General features: G+C 69.7%; 16 protein-coding genes and 2 pseudogenes. 5 read left to right on the forward strand and 13 right to left on the reverse strand.

The genetic code is table 11. The features are described 5' to 3' along the window. Positions 1–58 precede the first annotated feature (58 nt). The gene (locus M2266_RS04955; RefSeq protein ID WP_277437018.1) at positions 59–802 is read right to left on the reverse strand and encodes a hypothetical protein; all 744 of its coding nucleotides are present in this window, start codon (positions 800–802) and stop codon (positions 59–61) included. Positions 803–1,292: 490 nt separating this feature from the next. On the opposite strand from M2266_RS04955, the gene M2266_RS04960 reads away from it, so the two are divergent. Further along, complete coding sequence (locus M2266_RS04960; RefSeq protein ID WP_277437019.1) at positions 1,293–2,993, forward strand: FAD-dependent monooxygenase; 1,701 nt, start codon at positions 1,293–1,295, stop codon at positions 2,991–2,993. A gap of 10 nt (positions 2,994–3,003) precedes the next feature. Here the strand turns inward: M2266_RS04960 and M2266_RS04965 are convergent, their stop codons facing one another. From M2266_RS04965 to M2266_RS05000, 8 genes are all read right to left on the reverse strand, one after another. After that, positions 3,004–3,588: a TetR/AcrR family transcriptional regulator gene (locus M2266_RS04965; protein ID WP_277437020.1), complete on the reverse strand. Its 585-nt coding sequence runs from the start codon at positions 3,586–3,588 to the stop codon at positions 3,004–3,006. A 507-nt stretch (positions 3,589–4,095) separates the two neighbouring features. Beyond that, the gene (locus M2266_RS04970) at positions 4,096–4,764 is read right to left on the reverse strand and encodes a response regulator transcription factor (RefSeq protein WP_277437021.1); all 669 of its coding nucleotides are present in this window, start codon (positions 4,762–4,764) and stop codon (positions 4,096–4,098) included. Beyond that, complete coding sequence (locus tag M2266_RS04975; protein WP_277437022.1) at positions 4,761–6,044, reverse strand: histidine kinase; 1,284 nt, start codon at positions 6,042–6,044, stop codon at positions 4,761–4,763. Before M2266_RS04975 ends, M2266_RS04970 begins: the two co-directional genes overlap by 4 nt. Before the next feature lie 28 nt (positions 6,045–6,072). Further along, a complete protein-coding gene (locus M2266_RS04980) occupies positions 6,073–6,912 on the reverse strand; it encodes an ABC transporter permease (protein ID WP_277437023.1) in 840 nt (279 codons plus the stop codon). Further along, positions 6,909–7,856, reverse strand: coding sequence for an ATP-binding cassette domain-containing protein (locus tag M2266_RS04985; RefSeq protein WP_277437024.1), 948 nt, complete (start codon positions 7,854–7,856; stop codon positions 6,909–6,911). Before M2266_RS04985 ends, M2266_RS04980 begins: the two co-directional genes overlap by 4 nt. Before the next feature lie 214 nt (positions 7,857–8,070). Continuing rightward, complete coding sequence (locus M2266_RS04990) at positions 8,071–9,567, reverse strand: aldehyde dehydrogenase family protein (protein WP_277437025.1); 1,497 nt, start codon at positions 9,565–9,567, stop codon at positions 8,071–8,073. Between the two features lie 429 nt (positions 9,568–9,996). Continuing rightward, positions 9,997–11,523 (reverse strand): aldehyde dehydrogenase family protein, encoded by a 1,527-nt coding sequence (locus M2266_RS04995; protein ID WP_277437026.1) that lies wholly within the window; start codon positions 11,521–11,523, stop codon positions 9,997–9,999. A gap of 440 nt (positions 11,524–11,963) precedes the next feature. After that, the gene (locus tag M2266_RS05000; protein ID WP_277437027.1) at positions 11,964–12,755 is read right to left on the reverse strand and encodes an SDR family NAD(P)-dependent oxidoreductase; all 792 of its coding nucleotides are present in this window, start codon (positions 12,753–12,755) and stop codon (positions 11,964–11,966) included. A 72-nt stretch (positions 12,756–12,827) separates the two neighbouring features. Between M2266_RS05000 and M2266_RS05005 the strand changes: the two genes are divergently transcribed. Together M2266_RS05005 and M2266_RS05010 are read left to right on the forward strand one after the other, a co-directional pair. Beyond that, positions 12,828–13,304, forward strand: coding sequence for a MarR family transcriptional regulator (locus M2266_RS05005; RefSeq protein WP_277437028.1), 477 nt, complete (start codon positions 12,828–12,830; stop codon positions 13,302–13,304). A gap of 59 nt (positions 13,305–13,363) precedes the next feature. Continuing rightward, positions 13,364–13,819 carry a MarR family transcriptional regulator gene (locus tag M2266_RS05010; RefSeq protein WP_277437029.1) on the forward strand — a complete coding sequence of 152 codons (456 nt, stop codon included), beginning with the start codon at positions 13,364–13,366 and terminating at the stop codon, positions 13,817–13,819. Positions 13,820–13,921: 102 nt separating this feature from the next. Here the strand turns inward: M2266_RS05010 and M2266_RS05015 are convergent, their stop codons facing one another. The 4 genes and pseudogenes from M2266_RS05015 to M2266_RS05030 form a co-directional block, all read right to left on the reverse strand. After that, entirely contained in the window at positions 13,922–15,085 is a 1,164-nt protein-coding gene (locus M2266_RS05015; protein ID WP_277437030.1) for an XdhC/CoxI family protein, read from the reverse strand. Between the two features lie 122 nt (positions 15,086–15,207). Then, positions 15,208–17,365, reverse strand: a pseudogene (locus M2266_RS05020) (xanthine dehydrogenase family protein molybdopterin-binding subunit). 29 nt (positions 17,366–17,394) lie between these two features. Then, positions 17,395–18,376 (reverse strand): annotated as a pseudogene (locus M2266_RS05025) (xanthine dehydrogenase family protein subunit M). A gap of 4 nt (positions 18,377–18,380) precedes the next feature. Beyond that, positions 18,381–19,025: a (2Fe-2S)-binding protein gene (locus M2266_RS05030; RefSeq protein ID WP_277437031.1), complete on the reverse strand. Its 645-nt coding sequence runs from the start codon at positions 19,023–19,025 to the stop codon at positions 18,381–18,383. A gap of 784 nt (positions 19,026–19,809) precedes the next feature. Here M2266_RS05030 and M2266_RS05035 point away from each other — a divergent pair. Both M2266_RS05035 and M2266_RS05040 read left to right on the forward strand, forming a co-directional pair. Further along, positions 19,810–21,006: a histidine kinase gene (locus tag M2266_RS05035; protein ID WP_277437032.1), complete on the forward strand. Its 1,197-nt coding sequence runs from the start codon at positions 19,810–19,812 to the stop codon at positions 21,004–21,006. Further along, positions 20,990–21,682 (forward strand): response regulator transcription factor, encoded by a 693-nt coding sequence (locus tag M2266_RS05040; protein ID WP_277437033.1) that lies wholly within the window; start codon positions 20,990–20,992, stop codon positions 21,680–21,682. Before M2266_RS05035 ends, M2266_RS05040 begins: the two co-directional genes overlap by 17 nt. Positions 21,683–21,744: the final 62 nt, after the last annotated feature.

Here is a 21,744-nt window from a genome sequence, read left to right on the forward strand (position 1 = left end):
TTGGGTGACGGGGAGGGAATGTGTGCCGCCTCCTGCCGGCCGAAGCCGGTGACAGTGGTCACCTCTTTCGGCCCCAGTACATCTCGATGCCCTTCCACTCCATCAGCTGAGGGCTGTCGACCTTGTCACCGAACGCCTCGCGGATCTGCTCTCCGGAGTAGTAGGGGATGTCGTCCACGGGGACGTGCCCGAAGAGTTTGTCGAACCACTGCCGAAGGTGGACGTCGGAGTCGATACGGGAGAAGAACGTCGCTCCCTTCAGGACCGCTTCGGCCAGCACGATACGCCGGCCGGGCTTCATCACCCTCAGTAGGTCCGCGGCCGTCTCAGGCCAGTCGTCACAGTGCTGTGTCGCCTGCAGCACGGCGACGCAGTCGTATGCCTCGTCGTCCACCGAGTCCGTGTACGACCAGCGCCAGCAGCCAACCTGGCCGTTCCGGCCGGGAACCTTGCCCAGGACGGCGTTTCGTCCGTCCTTGATGATCTCCACGGTGTCGATGACGCCCTCCGGTCCCACCAGGGCCCGCATGTCCTCGACCCACCCAGCGGGCGCGATGCCCTCACCGATGAGCAGAACCCGGTCTCCGCGTCGGAGTTCGAGGAGACCGTAGACGATCTCGGAGATCGGCCGGGCCAGCTCCTGCCAGATGTACGGCAGGCCACCGGCGATGGCCATGGCCATTTCCCACTTCGCGCGCAGCTTGACATCGTGGATCTCCGGGCCGAAGCGCTCCTCGTCCCACGGCTGGATGTACCCCCACGGGTCACCGCCACCGAAGCTGTCCTTGGCTTCCGTACTCATGTCGTCATGTCCTCCGTTGACTGCTGGAATCATGTGGTGAGGGCGGCATTTCCCCGGCTGGAACGCCACCGCCGACGCGCCCGGCCCCTAAAGCGCAGATGTTGACCAGGGCGCCGATGCCTTCGACCTCGATACGCACCTCGGTGCCCCCGTCAATCTGTGAGGCGCAACGGACTTGAGGGGCGTCGCGTGATGCGCCACTGGACGCGGTCCGGGACGTAGGCACCGTCGGGCTGCCGCATATGGGCAGTCACGCGGATGGTCTGCCGTCTGCTGACAGGTCGATCCCGGCATCGCCGTGATCTGCGGGAGTCACCATGACACTCCCTCTCTCTTGAACCCAAGACGAGCGTAGCACCGCACACGATCGGTCAAAAGTCTTGTGTTTTTCCAGCTCTTCCATACAACGACATGCGCGTGTAATTCTGACCCGGGTTCAAGAGATGGGACCATGAGTGGTCCGGCCCCTGCTCAGGAAGGCAGATCTTCAATGTCTGACCAGCACGAGAGCGCCGCATCCCGGCGCGTCCTGGTCGTGGGAGCAGGGCCTGTGGGCCTCGCCCTCGCGACCGAGTTGGGGTGGCGTGGTGTACCGGTCACCGTCATCGATCAGGGCGACGGCCACGTGCCCTTTCCCGCAGGTGAAGCGATCTTTTCGCGCACCATGGAACATCTGCGCCGCTGGGGTTGCGCGGAAGAGGCGCGCACGGAGTCCGCACCGCCCCCGGACTACCCGCATCGCACGGTGTTCGCCACCTCCGCCACGGGGCGTGTCCTCACCGCCTTCGACTACGGCGTCACCAACCGGTCTTCGGGCGTGTACACCCAGCTGACGCCGGAGGGTCCCGCGTTCCTGTCCAAGTTCTCCTTCGTGCCGTTGCTCGCGCGCACCGCCGTTGAACTGCCAGGAGTCGAGATCAGGTACGGCACCCGCCTTGAGACAATGGAGCAGGACACCGAGGGAGTCCTGGCCGTGGTGCGCGACGTGGCGAGCGGTGCCACCGAGACGCTGGCCGGCGCGTATCTGGTGGCCTGCGACGGAGGCCGCAGCGGCATCCGTCGGGCACTCGGCATCGAGTTCGAAGGCATGTTCGCCCAGGGTCACAACTTCGCCGTGCACTTCCGTGCGCCACAGCTACTGGACCTGCTGCGGGAACGGCTGGGCGGCCCCGCGGTGCAGATCCACACCCTGTCGTCGGCACGCAGGCCGTACATCACGGTCGTCAACGGCGTGGACGAATGGCGGCTCTCGGTCTATCTGGACGAGGAGCCCCACCCCGATGACGCGGTCGCCTGGATACGCGAGGCCGCCGGTGCGCCGATCGACGTGGAGATCCTCGCAGCGCAGCCCTGGAGCGGACACTGTGTCGTGGCCCGCACCTACCGTGAGGGGCGGGTGTTCCTCGCGGGCGACGCGGCGCATCTGCTGTGGCCCAAGGGGGGCTTCGGAGCCAACACCGGGATCGGTGACGCCGTGGACCTCGGCTGGAAGCTCGCTGCGACACTCCAGGGATGGGGAGGACCGGCGCTCCTGGACAGCTACGAGCAGGAGCGACGGCCGATCGCCGTCCGCAACGTCACCGAAGCCTCCAGCAACTGGAAGGCCGACGCGCAGCTCGTCCCCGATCCGGCGCTCGACCGCATGGACGCAGAAGGCGAACGGCTGCGACGCGAGCTGGGCGAGGAGATCCGCCGGTCCCGGGCCAAGGAGTTCCGCTGCACGGGCGTCCAGCTCGGATACCGCTACAGCGGCTCCCCGATCTGCGTGCCGGACGGCAGTCCGGAGCCGCCCGACGAGCCGGACGAGTACGTTCCGTCGACATGGCCCGGCTGCCGCGCACCGCACGCCTGGCTGCCAGACGGCAGTTCGGTGCTCGACCACTTCGGACGCGGGTTCACGCTCGTGGTATCGGGTTCCGCGGACCCGACGCCTCTGGTGAACGCCGCCCGCCGGTGTGGTGTGCCGTTGACGGTGCTGCGCCTCGCCGACCCGGCCGCCGAGGAGCTGTACGAGCGGCCGTTGGTGCTCGTCCGTCCGGACGGTCACGTCGGCTGGCGGGGCAGGCAGGCTCCCGCGGATCCCGCCGCCGTGCTCGACATGCTGCGCGGGGCGACGCTTTCGCCCCGGGACGCGGAAGCGGCCGGTGCGGGGCGGGTGGTGTCAGCGGGAGTCGGGCCTCACCTCGTCTGAAGTACCGCGTTCAGCGCTTCCGCCCCTTGGCCGCCGAACTCCTGGCCACGACGGACTCCAACAGGAACCGGATCATCTCGTGGGCCGGTCTGTTCCAGTCATTGGGCACGTGCGCCCCTTCGAAGACGGCGATCGCTACATCCCGGACGAGATCGGCATCGATGCCCGAGGAGTCGTCGAGGCCGCGCTCGGCCATGAACTCGTCGACCAGTCCGACGATCCAGTTCAAGAAGGTGTTGTGGGCCTCGCGAACTGCCTCCGAATGGGGAAGCCGGTCGTGCATGGCCTGGTGCATCGGCCGGGAGTAGCGCATGTCGGACAGCCCGCGCACCAAGCGGCTCAGTGGGTCGGCACCAGCCTGCTCCTCGTTCAGGATGCGGATCTCGCGACTGAGCATGCGTGTGATGACGGCGGCGAAGATGTGGTCCTTCGAGTCGAAGTACCAATAGACGTTGCCCCGGGCCACGCCGGCGGCGGCACTGATGTCCGCCATCGTCGTCTTGTCGTAGCCCTTCGCCAGAAAGAGCTCGGTGGCCGCGGCTAGCAGATCACCCGTGCGCTCCTCCCGGGGGATCTGCTGGCGGTTCCGCGGCATCCCGACTCCTCCCGTGAGTTCACCCGTCTCCGGTGAGTCTAGACACCTGGCAGGCCTCCCCCTACGCAGGAGGAAGGAGTGCCGTGCCCATCGGGCCCGGCGGAGAGTTCCTGGAAATCCTTCGCCGAGGAAGAGGCGGCGCGTTCCACGCACGGCGATGGCGGCCATCAGCGCAGCAGCAGGAGGTCGTCCGAGGCAATGTCCACGGGTACTACTCGTCGCGGTGATGGACTCGCTGCATCGGCCGTATCTGGGCCGGCGGGATGCCAGGTGCGCTCATCGTCGATCTCGAAGTCGTCAGGGCCCCGGATACTGGCAGCCCGCCCTGCCGGCCAGGTCGGAGTGTTCGACGGTCTCTCCCGAGAGGGCGCGTTTCGCTGTCCGCCGCCAAGGACCGGACGGCCCGATTGACCAAGGCCAGCGCGGCCGTTCGCCCCTTGTTGCAGGCGGGCCGCCGGCGCACCCTGCCTCTGCCTGAGAACTCCGCATTGGGACCTGCTCGTCGGTTCAGTCCGCGGTGGGCCGGGCGAGGCCGTGGTCGTAGGCGAAGATCACGGCCTGGATGCGGTCACGGGCTCCGATCTTGGCCAGCACCCGCCCGACGTGCGTCTTGACCGTGGACTCGGACAGCACGAACCGGGCGGCGATCTCACCGTTGGTCCAGCCCTTGCCGACAGCCACGAGGATCTCGCGTTCACGGTCGGTCAGGGAGGTGAGCCTCGGGTCCTCGGCCGGGTCAGTTCTGTGGGAGGGGACGTAGCGCGCGTACTCCTCGAGGAGGCGGCGGGTGAAAGCGGGCGCGATGACCGCGTCGCCGACGGCGACCGCGCGGATCCCGGCGAGGAGCTCCTCGGGACGCGCGTCCTTGAGGAGGAACCCGCTCGCGCCGGCCCGCAGGGCGGCGTGGACGTACTCGTCGAGGTCGAACGTCGTGAGCACGAGGACCCGGGAGCGGCCGCCGGCGGCGACGATGCGGCGGGTGGCCTGGATGCCGTCCATGCCGGGCATGCGGACGTCCATCAGGACGACGTCCGGGCGCAGTTCGGACGCCTTGCGCACGGCCTCGGCGCCGTGTCCGGCCTCACCGACGACGTCGGTCTCGGGGACGGAGTCCAGGAGCAGGTGGAAGGCGTAGCGTTGCAGCGGCTGGTCGTCCACGATGAGCACGGTGGTCATCGGTCACCGCCGCTTCCCGGCGTGAGGTCGAGGACGGCCTCGACGCTCCAACCTCCGCCGGCCGTCGGTCCCGCGCTGACATCGCCGCCGTACAGAGCCGCTCTCTCCCGCATGCCCACCAGGCCATGTCCTTCCTCGTTCGGCGGTCCGGGCGATGCGCCCGAGCCGGTGTCCTGGACCCGAATGGTCAGCCGGCTGTCCTCGGCGAGGATCGCCAGACGTACCCGGGCGTCGGGTGCGGCGTGCTTCATGGTGTTGGTGAGGGCTTCCTGGACGATGCGGTACACCGTCAGCTGCACCCCGCCGTCCAGGGCGTCCACGTCGCCGGAGGTCCGGTAGACGACCTCCAGTCCTGCGGCGCGCACCGTGGCGCACAGCGCGCCGAGGTCCAGGATGCCGGGCTGCGGACTGAGCTCGGGCCCACCGGTCGGGCCGCCACCGGCCTCGCGCAGCACGCCGAGCACGCGCCGCAGTTCGCCGAGGGCCTGTCGGCCGGTGTCGCCGATGAGGAGCAGGGCCTCCTTGCCTCGCGCAGGTTGGATGTCCGTGGCGTAGGCGCCTGCGTCGGCGAGCGTGATGATGACGGAGAGGTTGTGGCCGACGATGTCGTGCATCTCGCGGGCGACACGGGTGCGTTCGGTGGCCGTGGCCAGCCTGCTGCGCTGGTCGCGCTCGACCTCCAGCCGGGCGGCCCTCTCACGCAGTCCGGCAAGCTGGGCCCGGCGGATCCGGACCATCATGCCGAGCGCGAGGGCCGCGGTCGCCGTGCTCAGCAGGAAGAAGAGCGCGTCCCCGACGGACACGGCCGAGGACGCGCGGACCGCGACCAGCACCATGGCGACCGCCATGGCCGCACAGGCCCACGGCAGCTGCCGCAGCCGCCCGTGCAGGGCCAGGCTGTACAGAGCGACGAAGAGGGCGATGTCCGCGCGCAGCGCGGCACCCAGGGACCACTGCAGGACGAACACCGCGGCGATGACACCGAAGGCCACCGCGGGCTTGCGCCGCCGCCACAGCAGCGGCAGTACCAGGCCGGCCTGCAGGGCCAGCATTCCCGCCACGGGCAGCTCGGTGAAGGCGAGCCGGAACCGGGGCGGGCTGTCGCCGTCGTCCCAACTGCCGTGGATCAGGTCGGGCAGGCAGAACATCAGGAAGACCAGGACGACGATGGCGGTGTCCAGCACCCAGGGATGCGTCCGGTCGGCCTGCCGCAACCGCTGGCCGCCCCGGGAGAGCCGGGCGACCAGCGGTCCCATCCCGCTGATGTCATCAGTGGTCACGGACGTCACCAGTCCATGGTGCGGGGCGTCAGACGTCACTGCGTACGAGCCGGTACGCCGCGCCGCCCAGCGCCAGCAACGTCCAGCACAGGAAGACCAGCAGTCCCGCGCCCGGCGAGAGGGACGTCGAGTCGTGAGTCAGGGCGAACATCGCCTCACCCGCGTTCGATGGCAGGTAGGGGCTGATGTCGTTCTGCCAGGAGCTCGGCAGCAGTGAGATCAGTCCGGGGATCAGCATCAGGGAAGCGACCAGGACCGAGATCCCGCCGGCCACCGACCGCAGCAGTGCGCCCAGTGCGGCGCCGATCACGCCGACCAGGCCGAGGTAGAGACCGGCGCCCAGCAGGCTCCGCAGGACACCTGCGTGCGAGAGGCTCATGGCCGCGGGCGTGCCCGAGACGATGCCGCTCCCGATCAGGAAGGTGACGAACGCACCCAGCGTCCCCACCACCAGCGCGACCAGCCCGAACACGGCCGCCTTGGACCACAGCACCGGCAGCCGGCGGGGCACCGCCGCCAGCGTCGAGCGGATCATGCCGGTCGAGTACTCCCCCGCCGTGACCAGCACGCCGAGCACACCCAGGGCCAGCTGGGCAAAGTTCGTACCGAACAGGGACAGGCTGACGGTCGTCGAGTCCGCGAAGTCCGAGTCCAGGTTGCCGGAGTCGATTCCCGACTTGTAGCGGCTCGCGGCGATGAGACCGAAGGCCACCAGGAACAGCAGGCCCAGGCCCAAGGTGATCCAGGTCGAGCGCAGGGACCACAACTTGGCCCACTCGGAGGCCAGCACGCGCCGTCCGGTCACCCGGTAGACAGGGCGGGCGGGGGCGGTGCGGGGTTCCTCGGCGGTTGCGGTGAGGGTGCTCACGCGGGCCTCCCTGCGGCCTCGATGGTCTCGATCCCGGTCGTGGTGCCGTGATACTCCACGGCGTCCCTGGTCAGGTCCATGAACGCCTCCTCCAGCGACACGGTCCGTGCACTCAGCTCGAAGAGGGCGATCCCGTGTTCGGCGGCCTTCAGTCCGATCTCGCGGGCGGTCAGACCAGTCACCAGCAGCTCCTCGGAGCCGATCCGGCCGGTGACATCGACACCTGGCCCGGCCAGCACGTCCCGCAGCCGCGCCGGGTCCTGGGTCGTCACCTTCACCGTGTCGCCGCCCGCCTCGCGGATCAGGTCCGCCACGGTCGTGTCGGCCAGCAGCCGCCCGCGCCCGACGACAATCAGGTGGTCCGCGACCAGCGCCATCTCACTCATCAGGTGCGAGGACACGAACACCGTCCGCCCTTCTTCGGCGAGCCCCGTCAGCAGGTTGCGGATCCAGAGCACACCCTCCGGGTCCAGCCCGTTGACCGGCTCGTCCAGCATCACCGTCTGCGGATCGCCCAGCAGCGCCGCGGCGATGCCCAGCCGCTGACCCATTCCGAGGGAAAAGGCGCCGGCCCGCTTCTTCGCCACACTGTCCAGTCCGGCGAGGCCGATGACCTCGTCGACCCGGCTGCCCGGAATTCCGTGAGTCAGCGCGAGTGCCTTGAGGTGGTTGTACGCCGAGCGGCCCGGATGGATCGACTTCGCCTCCAGGAGAGCACCGACCTCCTGCAACGGCGCCTGGTGACGGGCGTAGTGGTGGCCGTTCACGGTGACGGAGCCGCTCGACGGGGCATCCAGGCCGACGATCATGCGCATCGTCGTGGACTTGCCCGCACCGTTGGGCCCCAGGAACCCGGTCACCGTGCCCGGCTTCACGACGAAGTCCAGCCCGTCGACAGCCGTCTTCTCGCCGTACTTCTTGGTCAACTGCCGTGCGTCGATCATGTGCGTTCTTTCTCTCGGGCTCCGGCGCCCATCACTTCGACGCCGCACCGCAACGCTAGGTGCCGAATCACCCCGGTCCGGTGGTACTGAGAGGCTGACCTGCGCCGTACTCGTGGTACCGCGGTACTACGCACCCACGCGGCAGCGTCAACCCATGGGTGCCGCACGCCGTACCTTCGAGGCGGTTACCACGCCGCCTCGAAGGCCGGGTGGTTCATTCCTGGTGTCCGGTCACCTCGAAGGCCGGCGCCCAGCGCGGGATCTCGCTCCTTCCGGAGACCAGGCGGATGTTCTTGCTGTAGCCGTACTCGCGCAGGGTTTCCGCCGCGGTCTCCCGGCCGAAGCCGCTCGCACCGACACCGCCGAACGGCGCGCCCGTGAAGTTCCGGTTGTAGTTGTTCACGAAGACGAACCCGGTGTGCAGGGCGCGGCTGACCCGCAGCGCGCGCTCTGAATTCGGCGTGAACACTGCCGCGACCAGGCCGAAGTCGGTGCCGTTGGCGATCTTGACGGCCTCGTCCTCGTCGCGGAACGGGATCATCGAGATGACCGGGCCGAAGATCTCCTCCTTCGCGATGCGCATGTCCGGGCTGACGCCGGTGAAGAGCGTCGGTGCGACGTAGAAGCCTCCTGCCAGCTCCGGGTCGTCGGGGAGCGGCGCCTGTGCGGCGATCGTGGCCCCCTCCTGGACGCCGATGTCGATGTAGTCGAGCACCCGCTTGCGCTGGGCGGCGGACACCATCGGTCCGATGTGCGTGCCGGGGTCGGCGCCGTTGCCGACGCGCAGCCGCTTCACCGCGTTGCCGTAGCGGCGCGCGACCTCGTCGTAGATGTCGGCGTGTACCAGGACGCGGGACGCCGAAGTGCAGGCCTCCCCCTGGTTGAAGAGACCTCCCTCGATCGCCCACGGGAGCGCGAGGTCGAGGTCCGCGTCCTCGAAGATGATGAACGGGTCCTTGCCGCCGAGCTCCATCAGGGTCGGGGTCAGGTTGTCGGCCGCCGTCTTGATGACGGAGACGCCGGTGGTGGGCGACCCGGTGAACGAGACCTTGCCGACGAGCGGGTGCCCCGCGAGCTGCGACCCGATCGGGCCGGTGCCGGGAATGATGTGCACCACGTCGTCGGGCAGGACGGACTGGATGATCTCCACCATGCGCAGGGCCGACAGCGGGGCCTGCTCCGGCGGCTTGATCACCACTGCGTTGCCGACGGCCAGCGCCGGGGCCAGCTTGCTCGCGGTGTGGATCGGCGGCCAGTTGAACGGCACTATCGCGCCGATGACGCCGTAGGGTTCGAGCACCGTGATGTCCAGCAGACTTCCGCCGTCGTTGACCTGGCCAGGCATGGAGTCGCACAGGCTCGCGAAGTACTCGAAGATCCCGATCGCCGCATTCACGTCCCAGTTGCGCGCCTGGGAAAGGGGTTTGCCGTTGTCACTGCACTCCAGGACCGCGATCTCGTCGGCGTGCTCGCGCACCGCCTGGGCAACCTTCCGCAGCCAGCTGCCGCGTTCGCGGGCGGTGCGGGCCTTCCAGGAGAAGTGCGCGTCGTAGGCCGTCTGAACAGCCTGGTCGACTTCCTTGTCGCCTGCGCCCTGCACGACGGCGAGCGGCGCGCCGGTCGCAGGGTTGTCGACGGTGAACTGATCGGCGGCGTCCTCGGACGACCACCGGGTGCGGATCGCGCCTTCGGGTTGTGACGACCTTGCCATGGTTCTGCTCCGTTCAAGGATTTGCTGCGGGATGACGACTCGCTCGCCGGATGCGGCAGCCGTCGCTTGGTGATGGCCCCACAGGGCCTGAGAACGATCTGGCCGTTCATGTCTCGGCGTTCCAGCGCTCGGAAGCCCTCTCGGAATCCACCGCGCCGGTGGACACCTTCGCCGGGGATCTCCAGCTCCCCGGCGGGGATCAACCCGTCGTCGCCCCCACCGCGCGAACTGGCTACTCCCGCTTCCCGGTTGAGGGCGGACAACAGCGTCGGCGAACTCCCGCAGCACGTCGACGCTCGACGCCGCCGCGCGAATGCCCTCGCCGACGCCCTCTCAGCAGGCCAACCGGTTCGCGCGAGAACCCACTCCGCCCGCGGAGCCCGGAGACGACGACTGTCTCGCCGCCTCCAGGTCAGCTGATCAGTCGGTCTACTGGCCGTCTTCGGCCAGGATCCTGTTGCGTACGCCGGCGAGGGCTCCCGCCATCGCGCCCGCGGGCCTGCCGAAGGTCGTCGCCGAGAACTGGGCGGGGCCGGTCTTGGCCGTGAAGGAGTGCGGGTAGGCAAACTCCCGGAGTCCTTCCTCGCCCTGCTTGCGCCCATAGCCGCTGTCGCCGCGACCGCCGAAGGGCACGGCGGGGTTGATGGAGAACACCAGGGCGTCGTTGATGCTGGTCATTCCGACGCGGAGTTGACGGGCGATGGCTTCGCCGCGGTCGCGGCTGAAGACGGCGCTGCCCAGTCCGTAGCGGCCGGAGTTGATGTGCGCGATGGCTTCCTCGGTGTCGGTGACCTTGACGACTGCGAGCGTGGGCCCGAACGTCTCCTCCGTCACCGCCAGGGCGTCGGGGCTCACGCCGATGAGGATGGTGGGAGTGACATAGCGTTCCCCCACCGCCTCGATGCCACCGACAGTGGCTGTCGCGCCGCGATCGAGAGCGTCCTTGATGTGCTCCCGGATGATCGGGATCTGGGTCGGCAGGGGAACCGGCCCGATCTCCGCGTCCTCGTCGCTGCCGACGCGTACCTGCTTGGCGAGTTCGCTGATCTTCTCGACGAACTCGTCGTGAACCGACTCGGCGACGTAGGCCACTTCGAGGCTGATGCAGCCGTGGCCGGTGTTCTGGATGGCGCCCCAGACCACGTGCCTGGCGGCTTCGTCCAGGTCGGCGTCCTCAGCCACGATGACGCCGTCCTTGCCCCCGAGTTCCAGCAGAACGGGGGTCAGGGTCTGCGCGCACTGGGCGGCCACCGTCTTGCCAGTGGTGACGCTGCCGGTGAACGCGAGCTTGTTCAGACCGGCCTCGATGAGCGCTCCGCCGGTGGCCCCGAACCCGTTGAGGCACTGAAGGACGTTCGGGAAGTCGGGGACCGCACGCTGCCAGGTCCGGACGATCCACTCCCCGACGCCGGGCGTGATCTGGCTGGGCTTGAGGATGGCGGCGTTTCCGGCCGCGATCGCCTCGATCAGGATGGCCCCCGGCGTCAGGAGAGGGAAGTTCCACGGGCCGATGACACCGACGACGCCGTAGGGCTGGTATTCGACCCACGCTCGCTGGTTGGGCACGGTGGGGCTGGCGGGGAGCTCCCGGCGTCCCAGCACGCGCTCGGCGTTATCGATGGCGTACTGCACATGCTCCAGAATCCCGAGCACCTCGACACGGGCGTCGTCCAGAGGCTTGCCGTTCTCGGTGTGGATGAGGGCGGCGCCCTCCTCGCCGCCTACGGCTATCTCCCGCCGCCACGCGCGCAACCGCTCCGCGCGGCCCTCGAATCCGAGGTCCCACCAGGGCCCGGCGGACGAGCGTGCGGCAGCGACAGCCGCGACCGCCTCTTCCTTGCCGGCCACGGGGTACCGGGCGAACTCTGCCCCGGTGGCCTGATCGACGGTGACCACCTGGTCCTCGTTCTGGCCGATGACTCCGTCGCGCGTGATCGTCGGAGTGTTGTTGGTCATGAATTTCCCACTTCCTTGGGACCGCCGGCACCCGAGCAGCACCCTGCGGGTGGTGGCAGATGGGGGGCGCGGTCTTCGGCGCGATGAAGGGCCGCCGCGTGACAGCGGGGGCGGGGGCGCGCCGACATGAATGACTTCAGCGAAGGCTCACGAGCCTGACAAGCACTAGAGTATCAAGCAACCTATTGATGTCAAGCGTTTGATAGGCAGCAAGGCCATTGCGACTCGGCGAGTCCCCAGGAACGCCACAACCCAAACCGCCGCGGTGAACACGCACCGCGGTTTCTCATGCCGGGCACCACCCGGTCCGGGGATTGCCGGTTCAGACCAACAATCCGGAGCACCTCGCCCAGTTCACCGCCAACCGGATCGAGCGGGAAAGGCACCGACCGGCGGGCAGACGGCCGGCGACACTCACCTACCCGCCGACTGCCACTGCCCTAGCCCCGCGGCTCCGTGTAACGAGCCGCGGGTGTCGGCTGGTTACCGCCCCTGACGAAAGCGGCCTCTGCGGCGAGCAAAGCGTCCAGGGCCGACTCCTGACCCTCCAGGCCAGGGGCACAGACGGTCTCTCCGAGGCGCAGCCCGGCCAGGCTGGCCGCTGCGACGTCCTCGGGAGACATCGCCCAAGGGATGCTGCGGCCGGCGCCGCTGTTCCACTCTGTTGCCACAACGCCGGGGCACACCACCTGGACGCGAACCGGGGTGTCGGCGAGCTCACCGGCGAGGGTGCGCGTGAAGCCCAGGATGGCGGCCTTCGCGGCGACGTACAGGGTGCGCCGGGGTGCTCGCGAGTCAGCGAGGCCCGCACTGAAGGCGAGGAGCGAGGCGACGGTGACGATCGCGCCTTCGCCCGCCGCGAGCATTCCGGGGAGTGCGGCGTGGACCAGCCGGACGGGGGCGACGGCGTTGAGGGTGAGCAGGCCGTCGATGTCGGCAGGGTCGACGTCGACGAGCGGGGCATAGCCGCCGGCGCCGGCATTGCTGATCAGCATGCGCACGTCCCCGGCGGCCAGCCGGTCGGTGACAGCGGCGATGCCGTCGTGGGCCATTAGGTCGGCGGGCAGCACCTCGACGGCTGCTCCGTGGGCGCGGAATTCCTGGGCGAGATCGGCGAGCCGGTCGGCGCGTCGCGCGACCAGGACGAGGTCGTGATCGTCCGCCAGGAGACGGGCATAGGCGGCGCCGATTCCGGAGGAGGCACCAGTGATCAAAGCGAGGGGGCGAGTCATGGAACCAAGGTTCATCAACCCATAGGCACATGTCAAACATTTGATGTCCATGAAGTGTCGTATCCTTCTCGCGTGATACGTAATGACGAGGAGCCGGTCGGGCTCGGCGCACTTGACCGGGTGACCTGGGCGCTGCGCCGCGCGGAGCTGGCGGTGCAGAGCCTCAAGGAGCAGCGGCTGCGCCCGCTGGGCATGGTGGCGGCGCACTACACGCTCCTGATCTCCGTGCACGACGAGCCGGGACTGACCGGTGCCGAACTTGCCCGCCGCCTCAACGTGACCCCACAGGCCATCGCCTCATTGGTGGCACGCCTGGAGGGCCGCGGGCAGCTGGAGAGACGTGAGCATGCGCGCCACCGGCACATCCAGGAGCTGCACCTCACCGACGCCGGTCGGGAGGCGTTGCGCGCGGCCGACGCAGTGATCGCCGACATCGAGCGGCAGGTCACCGATGGTCTCGGCTCGGAGACAGCACAACTGCGAGCGCTGCTCGACCAGGTGACAGAGGCGGTTCGCGAGGTCTCGGCTCGCGGACCCGTCGATGAGTGATTCACGCACTTGATGGCAATCAAGTACTTGACAACCACCAGGTGCCGTATTCTCGCCGGGTGACAAAGGATGATGAACGGTCGATCCCTGCCGAGCACCTGACCCGGGTGACCTGGGCCCTGCGGCGGGCGGAGTGGGCCGTGCAGGCCCGCAAAGAACAACGGCTTCGACCGCTGGGCATCGCGGCCGCGCAGTACACCCTGCTGATCTCCGTCCACACCGATCCCGGCCTGACCGGCGCGGAACTGGCTCGCCGTTTGAACGTCACTCCGCAGGCGGTGGCCTCCCAGGTGGCCCGCCTGGAGGAGCGGGGTCAACTGGAACGCCGATCGCACCCGCGCCACCGGCACGTGCAGGAGTTGCACCTCACCGACGCCGGCCGCGACTCCCTGCGGGATGCCGAGGCCGTGATGATGGACATCGAACAGCAGATCGCCGAGAAGCTCGGTGCGAAGAAGACCGCACAGCTGAGGGCGCTGCTGGACGAGGTGGCCGACGTGGTCCGGGAGGCGTGAGACGGTACCGCCGACGACCGTGGTAGCCGCGTGCCTCGTCGCCGGGCGGGCTGGCGCACCGCTACGCAGCGGGAACTTCGGCCGAAGCGCTTGTGCGGGGGGTTACGTCGCCGTCACCAAGCCGGGCTGAGGCTGCGGGGGAACGTGTATGGGACCGGTGCCGCGTGAAAGCGGCCGTCCCGTGCCGCGGTTGGTGTGCGCGATGATCTCCGACGTGATGGAGATCGCTGTCTCCTCGGGCGTCAGGGCTCCGATGTCCAGGCCGATCGGTGAGTGCAGACGCGCCAGTTGGTCCTGGGAGACGCCGACTTCCCGGAGCAGGTCGACGCGACGCTCGTGGGTGCGTCGCGAGCCCATGGCGCCGACATATCCGACGGGGAGGGTCAGTGCCAGAGACAGCAGGGGGATGTCGAACTTGGCGTCGTGGGTGAGGACGCAGACGGCGGTACGGGCGTCGGTCTCGGTGGCCGCGAGGTAGCGGTGGGGCCACTCGGTGACCACCTCGTCGGCGTGCGGGAAGCGGGCCGGGGTGGCGAAGACCGGGCGGGCGTCGCAGACGGTCACCCGGTAGCCGAGGAAGCTCCCCGCCCGGCCGAGAGCGGCGGCGAAGTCGACGGCGCCGAAGATCAGCATGCGGGGGCGGGACGCGTGCACGTGGACGAGGACAGTGAGCTTGCGCGGGCAAGTGCCGTCGTCCGCGTCCTCTGCTTCTCCCTCACCGCCGCCGACCTCGATCGAGGCGGTCCGGCCCGCCCGCAGCAGCGCACGCGCACGCGCCACGACCGCCCGGTCCTCACTCTCGACCCCGAGTGTGCCGTCGTGGGTGCCCTCGGCGGGGATGTGGAGCATACGGCCGACAAGTTCACCGGGACCGTCGACGACGTGGGCGACGGCCGACGGACGCCCCGCGATCACGGCATCGAGGGCGGCGGCGAGATGGGGTTGGGCGCCGGGCTCCACGCGCTGTACCAGGACACCGATCTCTCCGCCGCAGGTCAGCCCCGCGGCGAGGGCATCCGAGTCGGAGTACCCGAAGGCAACGCGTGCGGGGGCGGCGCGGTCTGCCAGCACTTGGCGGGCCAGTTCGTACACCGCTGCTTCGACGCAGCCGCCGGAGACGCCACCGACCGCGTTGCCGTCGGCGTCCACGGCCAGTGCGGTGCCGACCGGCAGGGGTGCACTGCCTCTGACGTCGATGACGGTGGCGAGGGCGAACGGCCGACCCTCGCGGCACCAGTCGTGGAGTGTGTCCGTGATGTTCAGCATGGGGGGCTTTCCGTGAGGTGTGGGTCAACGGGCCGTCGTCGCGCCCTAGGGGAGGAAACCGCGACGACGGCCCTGGTACCCGGGCAGCCGCGTGTTGTGGGGCACACCGGCCGCCCGGGAGCTCAGAGCAGTGCTTCCGCGGTGATGGGCAGTTCGCGGATGCGGCGGCCGGTGGCGTTGAACACCGCGTTGGCGATGGCGGGCGCCACTCCGACGATGACGACCTCACCGAGTCCTTTGACGCCGATGGGGTCTGCTTCGTAGTCCTGCCCGTCGATGAAGATCGCCTTCAGGTCGGGCATGTCGGCGTGGGTCGGCACGAGGTAGTCGGCGAGGTTGGCGTTGACGATCCGGCCATCGCGGTGGTCGGTGACCGTGTGCTCGAGGAGGGCTTGTCCGATCCCGCCCGTCATGGCTCCGATGGCCTGGCTGTCGGCGAGTCTCGGGTTGACGATCCGGGCGGCGTCGTACACGCCGAGCATGCGCCGGACCCGCACCAGGCCGAGCCTGGCGTCGACAGCCACCTCGGCGAAGAGCGCGGCGTAGGCGTAGAGGGAGAACCTCTCCGGCTCCGACGGGCCGGCGTACGAGCCGAGCACTTCGAGATGGGTGCGGTCGTTGCGGTCCAGGAGCCGCTGGTACGTCTCCCCGCGGGTGGGCTCGTCCTTCGCATACAGCCGACCGCCTCGTACGACGATGTCGGCGGCGTCGACGCCGTACAGCGGTGATCCCTCGTCGTTGACCGCGAGCGTGATCGCCTGCCTGCGCAGCTTGTCACAGCCGTCCTGGACGGCGGATCCGACGCTGGCCATGGTCTGCGAACCGGCGTGGACGGGGGCCGGAGGCATGAGGGAGTCACCGAGCCGGAAGGTGACCTGGCGCATCGTCAGGCCGAGGGCGTCGGCGGCGACCTGGGACATGGACGTGGCCGTGCCCGGGCCCATGTCGCTGGTCGCGGACTGCACCAGGGCGGTGCCGTCGGCGTCGAGCCGGACCGAGGCTTGGGCCTCGCTGCGCATGGTGTCGTAGACACCGGCGGCCATGCCCATCCCGATGAGCCAGTCACCGTCACGCGTCGAGCGCGGCTCGGGACTGCGCCGGTGCCAGCCGAACTCACGGGCGCCGGTGCGGTAGCACTCCCGCAGACGGCGGGCGGGTGGAGAACGGCAGTCCGCTGGACTCGTCGTCGGCGGGTTCGTTGCGCAGCCGCAGTTCGATCGGGTCGATGCCCAGCTCGTGGGCGAGTTCGTCCATGGCCGACTCGACGGGGTAGGCACCGCTGGCGTAGCCGGGGCCACGCATGAACCACGGCGTGCTCACGTCCAGCGGGACGTGGTGATACGCCTGGCGGACGTTGGGGGTGCTGTAGAGCATCCGGCCCGGGACGAGAACGCTCTCGCTGTACGTCTCGTAGCGGGAGGACTCGGCGCGGACGTCGTGCGTCGACGCGGTCAGCCGGCCCCGCCGGTCGGCGCCCAGTCGCAGTCCGTACTCGTACGCGGGCCGGTATCCCACGGTGAAGTACATCTGCCTGCGGGTGAGTACGAGTTTCACGGGGCGTTTCACCTCGCGCGCGGCCATGGCCGCGATGACGGAGTGCACCCAGGCGCGGGCCGCGTTGCCGAAGGCGCCGCCGATGAACGGCGAGATGACGCGGATGTGGTCCGGCGGGATGCCGAACTCTCCGGACAGGGTGAACACGGTGCCCAGCACGTACTGGGTCTTCTCCCAGACGGTCAGACGGTCGCCGTCCCAGCGGGCGACGATGCCGGCCGGTTCCATCGGGTTGTGGTGGTTGCGGGCCGTCCGGTACGTCGCCTCCAGCCGGACGGGGGCGGAGCCCAGGGCCCGGTCGGCGTCACCACGCTCATAGGTCTGGGGGTTGCCGGCGGCGTCGGCGACGCTGATGTCGGTCGTGGAGGTCTCGGGATCGTAGGAGACCCTCACCAGGCTCGCCGCGTGCTGCGCGGTCTCCAGCGTGGTCGCCACCGCGACCGCGACGGGCTGTCCGAAGAACTGGACCCGGTCGTCCTGAAAAGCACGCAGCGGTTTGCCCGGCGGGAACCGCCCTTCCACCGGCGGCAGCTTGGGCGCGTTGAGGTGGCTGATCACCTTCAGGACGCCGGGCAGGGCGAGGGCGGCGCGGGTGTCGATGCCGGTGACCCGGCCCCGACCGATTCTGCTTTCCACGATGACCGCGTGCACGACCCCGTCGGGGCTGTTGTCGGCGGCGTACTTGGCTCCCCCTGTCACCCTCAGCCGTGCGTCGACCCGGGGCACGCCCGCACCGACGGCTGCCTGTGGCTGGCTCACTTGGTGCCTCCTACGATGCGCAGCTGGCGTTCGACGGTACGTTTGAGCAGCTCGGCCTTGAAGCCGTTGTGGGCGAGGGGGCGCGCGCCCTCGGCCGCGTGCTCGGCGGCATCCGCCCACAGCCGGTCGGAGGGGCGTTCGCCGATGAGGTGGCGCTCGACGGCGGGCAGTTTCCAGGGCACGGTGCCGACGCCGCCGGCGGCGACCTTCGCCTCTCGGATGACGCCGCCACGGATGTGCAGCGCGACCGCGGCCGACGTGAGCGCGAACTCGTAGGACTGGCGGTCGCGCACTTTCAGGTAGCCGGACCTCAGCGGGCGCGGAAGGGCGGGGATCTCCACAGCAGTGATCAACTCACCCTTGCGGAGGGCCTGTTCGCGGTTCGGGGTGCTGCCGGGCCGCAGCAGGAAGTCGGCGAAGGCCATACGCCGTTCCCCGCCCGGGGCCCAGCACGTGCACCGTCGCCTCCAGTGCCGCGAAGGCCACGGCGACGTCGGAGGGATGGGTGGCCACGCAGTCGTCAGAGGATCCGAGGATCGCGTGGCTGCGGTTGTAGCCGTGCAGCGCCGCGCACCCGGAGCCGGGCTCACGCTTGTTGCAGGCGGCGGTCACGTCCCGGAAGTAAGTGCACCGGGTGCGCTGCATGATGTTGCCACCGATGGTCGCCATGTTCCGTAGCTGGGCCGACGCGCTCAGCTCCAGCGCCTCGGAGATGACGGGGTACAGGACACGCACCTTCGGGTGGGCGGCGGCCTCGGCCATGCGGACCAGGGCGCCGATGCGCAGGCCCCCGCGCTCGGTGACGGTGACCTCGCGCAGCGGCAGGGCGCTGATGTCGACCAGCATGCCGGGACGCTCCACGGTCTCCCGCATCAGGTCGACGAGCGTGGTGCCGCCGGCGAGGTAACGCCCGCCACGCCAACCAGCGTTGAGGGCCTCACGCATGTCCGCGGCCTTGGCGTAGGTGAAGGGATGCATGAGGTCAGCCCTTCCGGCCGGCGGCGGCCTGCTCGACCGCGCGCTCGATCTTCACGTAGCAGCCGCAGCGGCAGAGGTTACCGCTCATCCACTCCCGGATCTCCGCCCTGGAGCCGGTGTGACCCTCCTGGATGCATCCGACGCCCGACACGATCTGGCCCGACGTGCAGAAGCCGCACTGGAAGGCGTCCTGATCGATGAACGCCTGCTGCAGCGGGTGGAGCCGGTCGCCCTTCGCCAGGCCCTCGATCGTGGTTACCTCGGCGCCCTCCAGGCGCACCGCCAGCGTCAGACAGGAGTTGACCCGGCGGCCGTCGACCAGGACCGTACAGGCGCCGCAGGCACCGGCGTTGCAGCCCTTCTTCGAGCCGGTCAGGTCGAGATGCTCGCGCAGGAGGTCCAGCAGCGAGGTCCGGTTGTCGATCGTGACGGTGTGCCGGACGCCGTTGACGGCCAAGGAGACACGGCTGCCGGGCGGCACCTCGTCGGCCACGGCTTCCTCGGCGGCGAGCGCGGGCGGTCCGGCGCACAGGCCGCCCACCACGGCGACTCCTCCCGCAGCGGTCGTCGTGGCGATGAACGTACGCCGGGTGGGCGCGGACGGGGGCTCGACGGGGGAAGTCTCTGATTCTGCGTGTTCGGTGGACATGTCCACTCTCCCTCTATGGGGTGCGGGTGGTGGGTGGGGGGCGTGTCGGTGACCGAACCGTCCACGGAGGTGCGCCATGCCCGTCGCTCCGGCGGGCTGCCGTTCCCCCGGGACGGCGGGAGAGGAGTGGCGGCGTGGCGTGCCAGCAGCCTGACGTCACCGGAGGCCGGACGGTGCACTGCGACCGGGCCGACCGCATCCGGATCGACGGCCGGGTGGTTTCGCCGCCACGCCAACAGGAACACCGGGAGGAGGCCGCGGTCGGCGGCCGAGGGCACGGCACAGGCGACACCGCCGACCGAGGAGTCACCGGTGATCAGAGCCAGGGTTCTGGACACAGACCAAGCATTAACCTCCTGATTCACATCAAACAAGCGTTGGTGCATCAACCATCTTTATAACTCCATGAGTGGATGACCGGACGAGCAGGTTCGGGATAGGAGCCGCTCAGGCGAGGACACAGGGCCGGGACGGACACGTCGACACCGTCCAGGGCCCAGGTCGGGCCGCAGGATTTCTTCGGACCGGCACACACCAGGACGGGGGGCGGTGGCCGTATGGAACGACTTCATCGGGCGGAATCGACGGTGATGAGGGCGCACAGGACGAGGCACAACCCGGCGAGCGCAGCCAGGGCCCATTCGAGAGCGGTGAGGATCTGCATGTCGTCGACGATCCCGTCGGACACACGCGCCCACCCTCGGCCGCCGGGCTGGTCCCAGGCGGCCGGCATCGGCCTGCGGGCCGACCCACTGCCCGGCCGAATCTCCGTACTCTTTGCGGCGTGGAACCTGATACTCCGCTCTCCCCAGTCGTCCGGCGTGCCATCACGGTCCCCCTCTGCGCCGGCCTGGCCCTGACGTGGCTGTTCGACCTGGTGACCTACTACGACCCGCAGGACCGCTGGTCGAACTGGCTGCCCCTGGTTTCCGGACCCCTCGCCGCCGTACTGCTCCTTCCCGCGCGCCGGCCGGGTCCCGAATGGCGTGTCGGCGCCGCCGCGCTGGGCTCCTTGGCCCTGACCCTGGGCCTGGGTGCCTTCGCCCCGCTCACCAGCGGCACGTGGGGCCTGCTGGAAACGGTCGCCCTGCTCGCGCTGCTCCCCCGGACCGCGCGCCGGGTGGAGCGCCCGGCCACCGCCGTGACGCTGTCCGCGGCGCTGGCAGTCGCGGTGATCGTCCTGCCGCTGCGCTATGGCGCGGAGCACAGCTTCTTCAGATACTCCTTCGTGCTGACATTCGCCGTCGGCGCCGCCGTGGGGCTCGGTTGCTATCTGCGCCTCCTGGACGCCCGCCGGGCCCGGGCGGTGGCATCCGTACGCCACAACGAGCGCCTGGAACTCGCACGGGACCTGCACGACTTCGTCGCCCACCACGTCACCGGCATCGTCGTGCACGCCAACGCCGCGCTGATGATCCAGGAGACCACTCCGGAGCAGATCAAGCCGCTGCTGGAGGGCATCTCCCGAGCCGGAGGGGAGACGTTGGACTCCATGCGCCGCCTGGTGCGTGTGCTGCGCGAGGACGATCAGCGCTCCGCCCGCCCGGGTGAGCTACTGACCGAGCTTGACCGCTTGGTCTCCGCGTTCGCCGAGAACGGCACCGCGGCCGCGCTGCACGTCGCGCCCGAGGTGCGCGGGATCCGGCTGGCCCCCGAGGTGGAGACGTCCGTCCACCGCGTGGTGCAGGAGGCGCTGACGAACGTGCGCCGCCACGCCCATGGTTCGGACGTCGCCGTCCGCCTCGAACTGGACTCCCGAGGTCACCTCCGGGTGGAGGCGCGCAACGCGGCGCCGCAGACGCGCGCCGCCGGGCCTATCGGCGGGCGGAGCGGCTTCGGCCTGGTGGGCCTGCGGGAACGCGTGGAGGCCGTGGAGGGGTCGCTGACCAGCGGACGGACAGCGGACGGCGGCTGGTGCGTGAGTGCCGACTTCCCCGGTCTGGCGGCTATGGAAGGATCGCGGTATGAGCGGCGGCAGTGATCGGAACGGGCCACGGACGCGCGTACTGATCGCGGACGACCAGGAGATGGTTCGCACCGGCTTCCGGCTGATTCTCGGCACCCAGCCCGACCTCGAGGTGATCGGCGAAGCCGCCGACGGCGCCGAGTGCGTCGAACTCGCCCGAAGGATGCGTCCCGACGTGTGTCTCGTCGACATCCGTATGCCCAGGCTGGACGGCCTGGAGGTCACCCGGGCCCTGGCCGGGCCAGGTCTCGTCGACCCGATCCGCGTGGTCGTCGTGACCACCTTCGACCAGGAGGACTACGCCTACACCGCCCTGCGCAACGGCGCCTGCGGCTTTCTCCTGAAGGACTCCGGCTCTGCCCTGCTGATCGAGGCCGTGCGTTCCGCCGCCCGTGGGGATGCCCTGATCTCCCCCGCCGTCACCGTCCGGCTGCTCAAGCACCTCGCCGGACAGCAGCCGCCGGAAGCGGTCCGGCATCCGCTCTCCGAGCGGGAACTCGACGTCGTACGCCTGGTGGCGGTGGGCCGCACCAACCAGGAGGTCTGCGGCGAGCTGTTCGTGTCCCTGGGCACGGTCAAGACCCACCTGGCCAACATCAAGGACAAGCTCGGAATCCGCAACCGCGTGGAGATCGCCGCCTGGGCCTGGGACAGCGGGCTCGTGCGCGACCGCCAGACGCCGCCCGCCTGACCTGTGGGTCGGACTTGGGTCGGCCTGCGGGCCGACCCCGGCCACACGCTCTCGGCCGGCGG

The organism is Streptomyces sp. SPB162 (genome assembly GCF_029504575.1).
Taxonomy (GTDB): Bacteria; Actinomycetota; Actinomycetes; order Streptomycetales; family Streptomycetaceae; genus Actinacidiphila.

Coding starts and splice junctions, on each gene's coding strand:
- M2266_RS04960 (WP_277437019.1), top strand. CDS start 1,293: ATGTCTGACCAGCACGAGAGCGCCGCATCCCGGCGCGTCCTGGTCGTG.
- M2266_RS04990 (WP_277437025.1), bottom strand. CDS start 9,567: ATGGCAAGGTCGTCACAACCCGAAGGCGCGATCCGCACCCGGTGGTCG.
- M2266_RS04995 (WP_277437026.1), bottom strand. CDS start 11,523: ATGACCAACAACACTCCGACGATCACGCGCGACGGAGTCATCGGCCAG.
- M2266_RS04965 (WP_277437020.1), bottom strand. CDS start 3,588: ATGCCGCGGAACCGCCAGCAGATCCCCCGGGAGGAGCGCACGGGTGAT.
- M2266_RS04985 (WP_277437024.1), bottom strand. CDS start 7,856: ATGATCGACGCACGGCAGTTGACCAAGAAGTACGGCGAGAAGACGGCT.
- M2266_RS04955 (WP_277437018.1), bottom strand. CDS start 802: ATGAGTACGGAAGCCAAGGACAGCTTCGGTGGCGGTGACCCGTGGGGG.
- M2266_RS05030 (WP_277437031.1), bottom strand. CDS start 19,025: ATGTCCACCGAACACGCAGAATCAGAGACTTCCCCCGTCGAGCCCCCG.
- M2266_RS05040 (WP_277437033.1), top strand. CDS start 20,990: ATGAGCGGCGGCAGTGATCGGAACGGGCCACGGACGCGCGTACTGATC.
- M2266_RS05000 (WP_277437027.1), bottom strand. CDS start 12,755: ATGACTCGCCCCCTCGCTTTGATCACTGGTGCCTCCTCCGGAATCGGC.
- M2266_RS05015 (WP_277437030.1), bottom strand. CDS start 15,085: ATGCTGAACATCACGGACACACTCCACGACTGGTGCCGCGAGGGTCGG.
- M2266_RS04970 (WP_277437021.1), bottom strand. CDS start 4,764: ATGACCACCGTGCTCATCGTGGACGACCAGCCGCTGCAACGCTACGCC.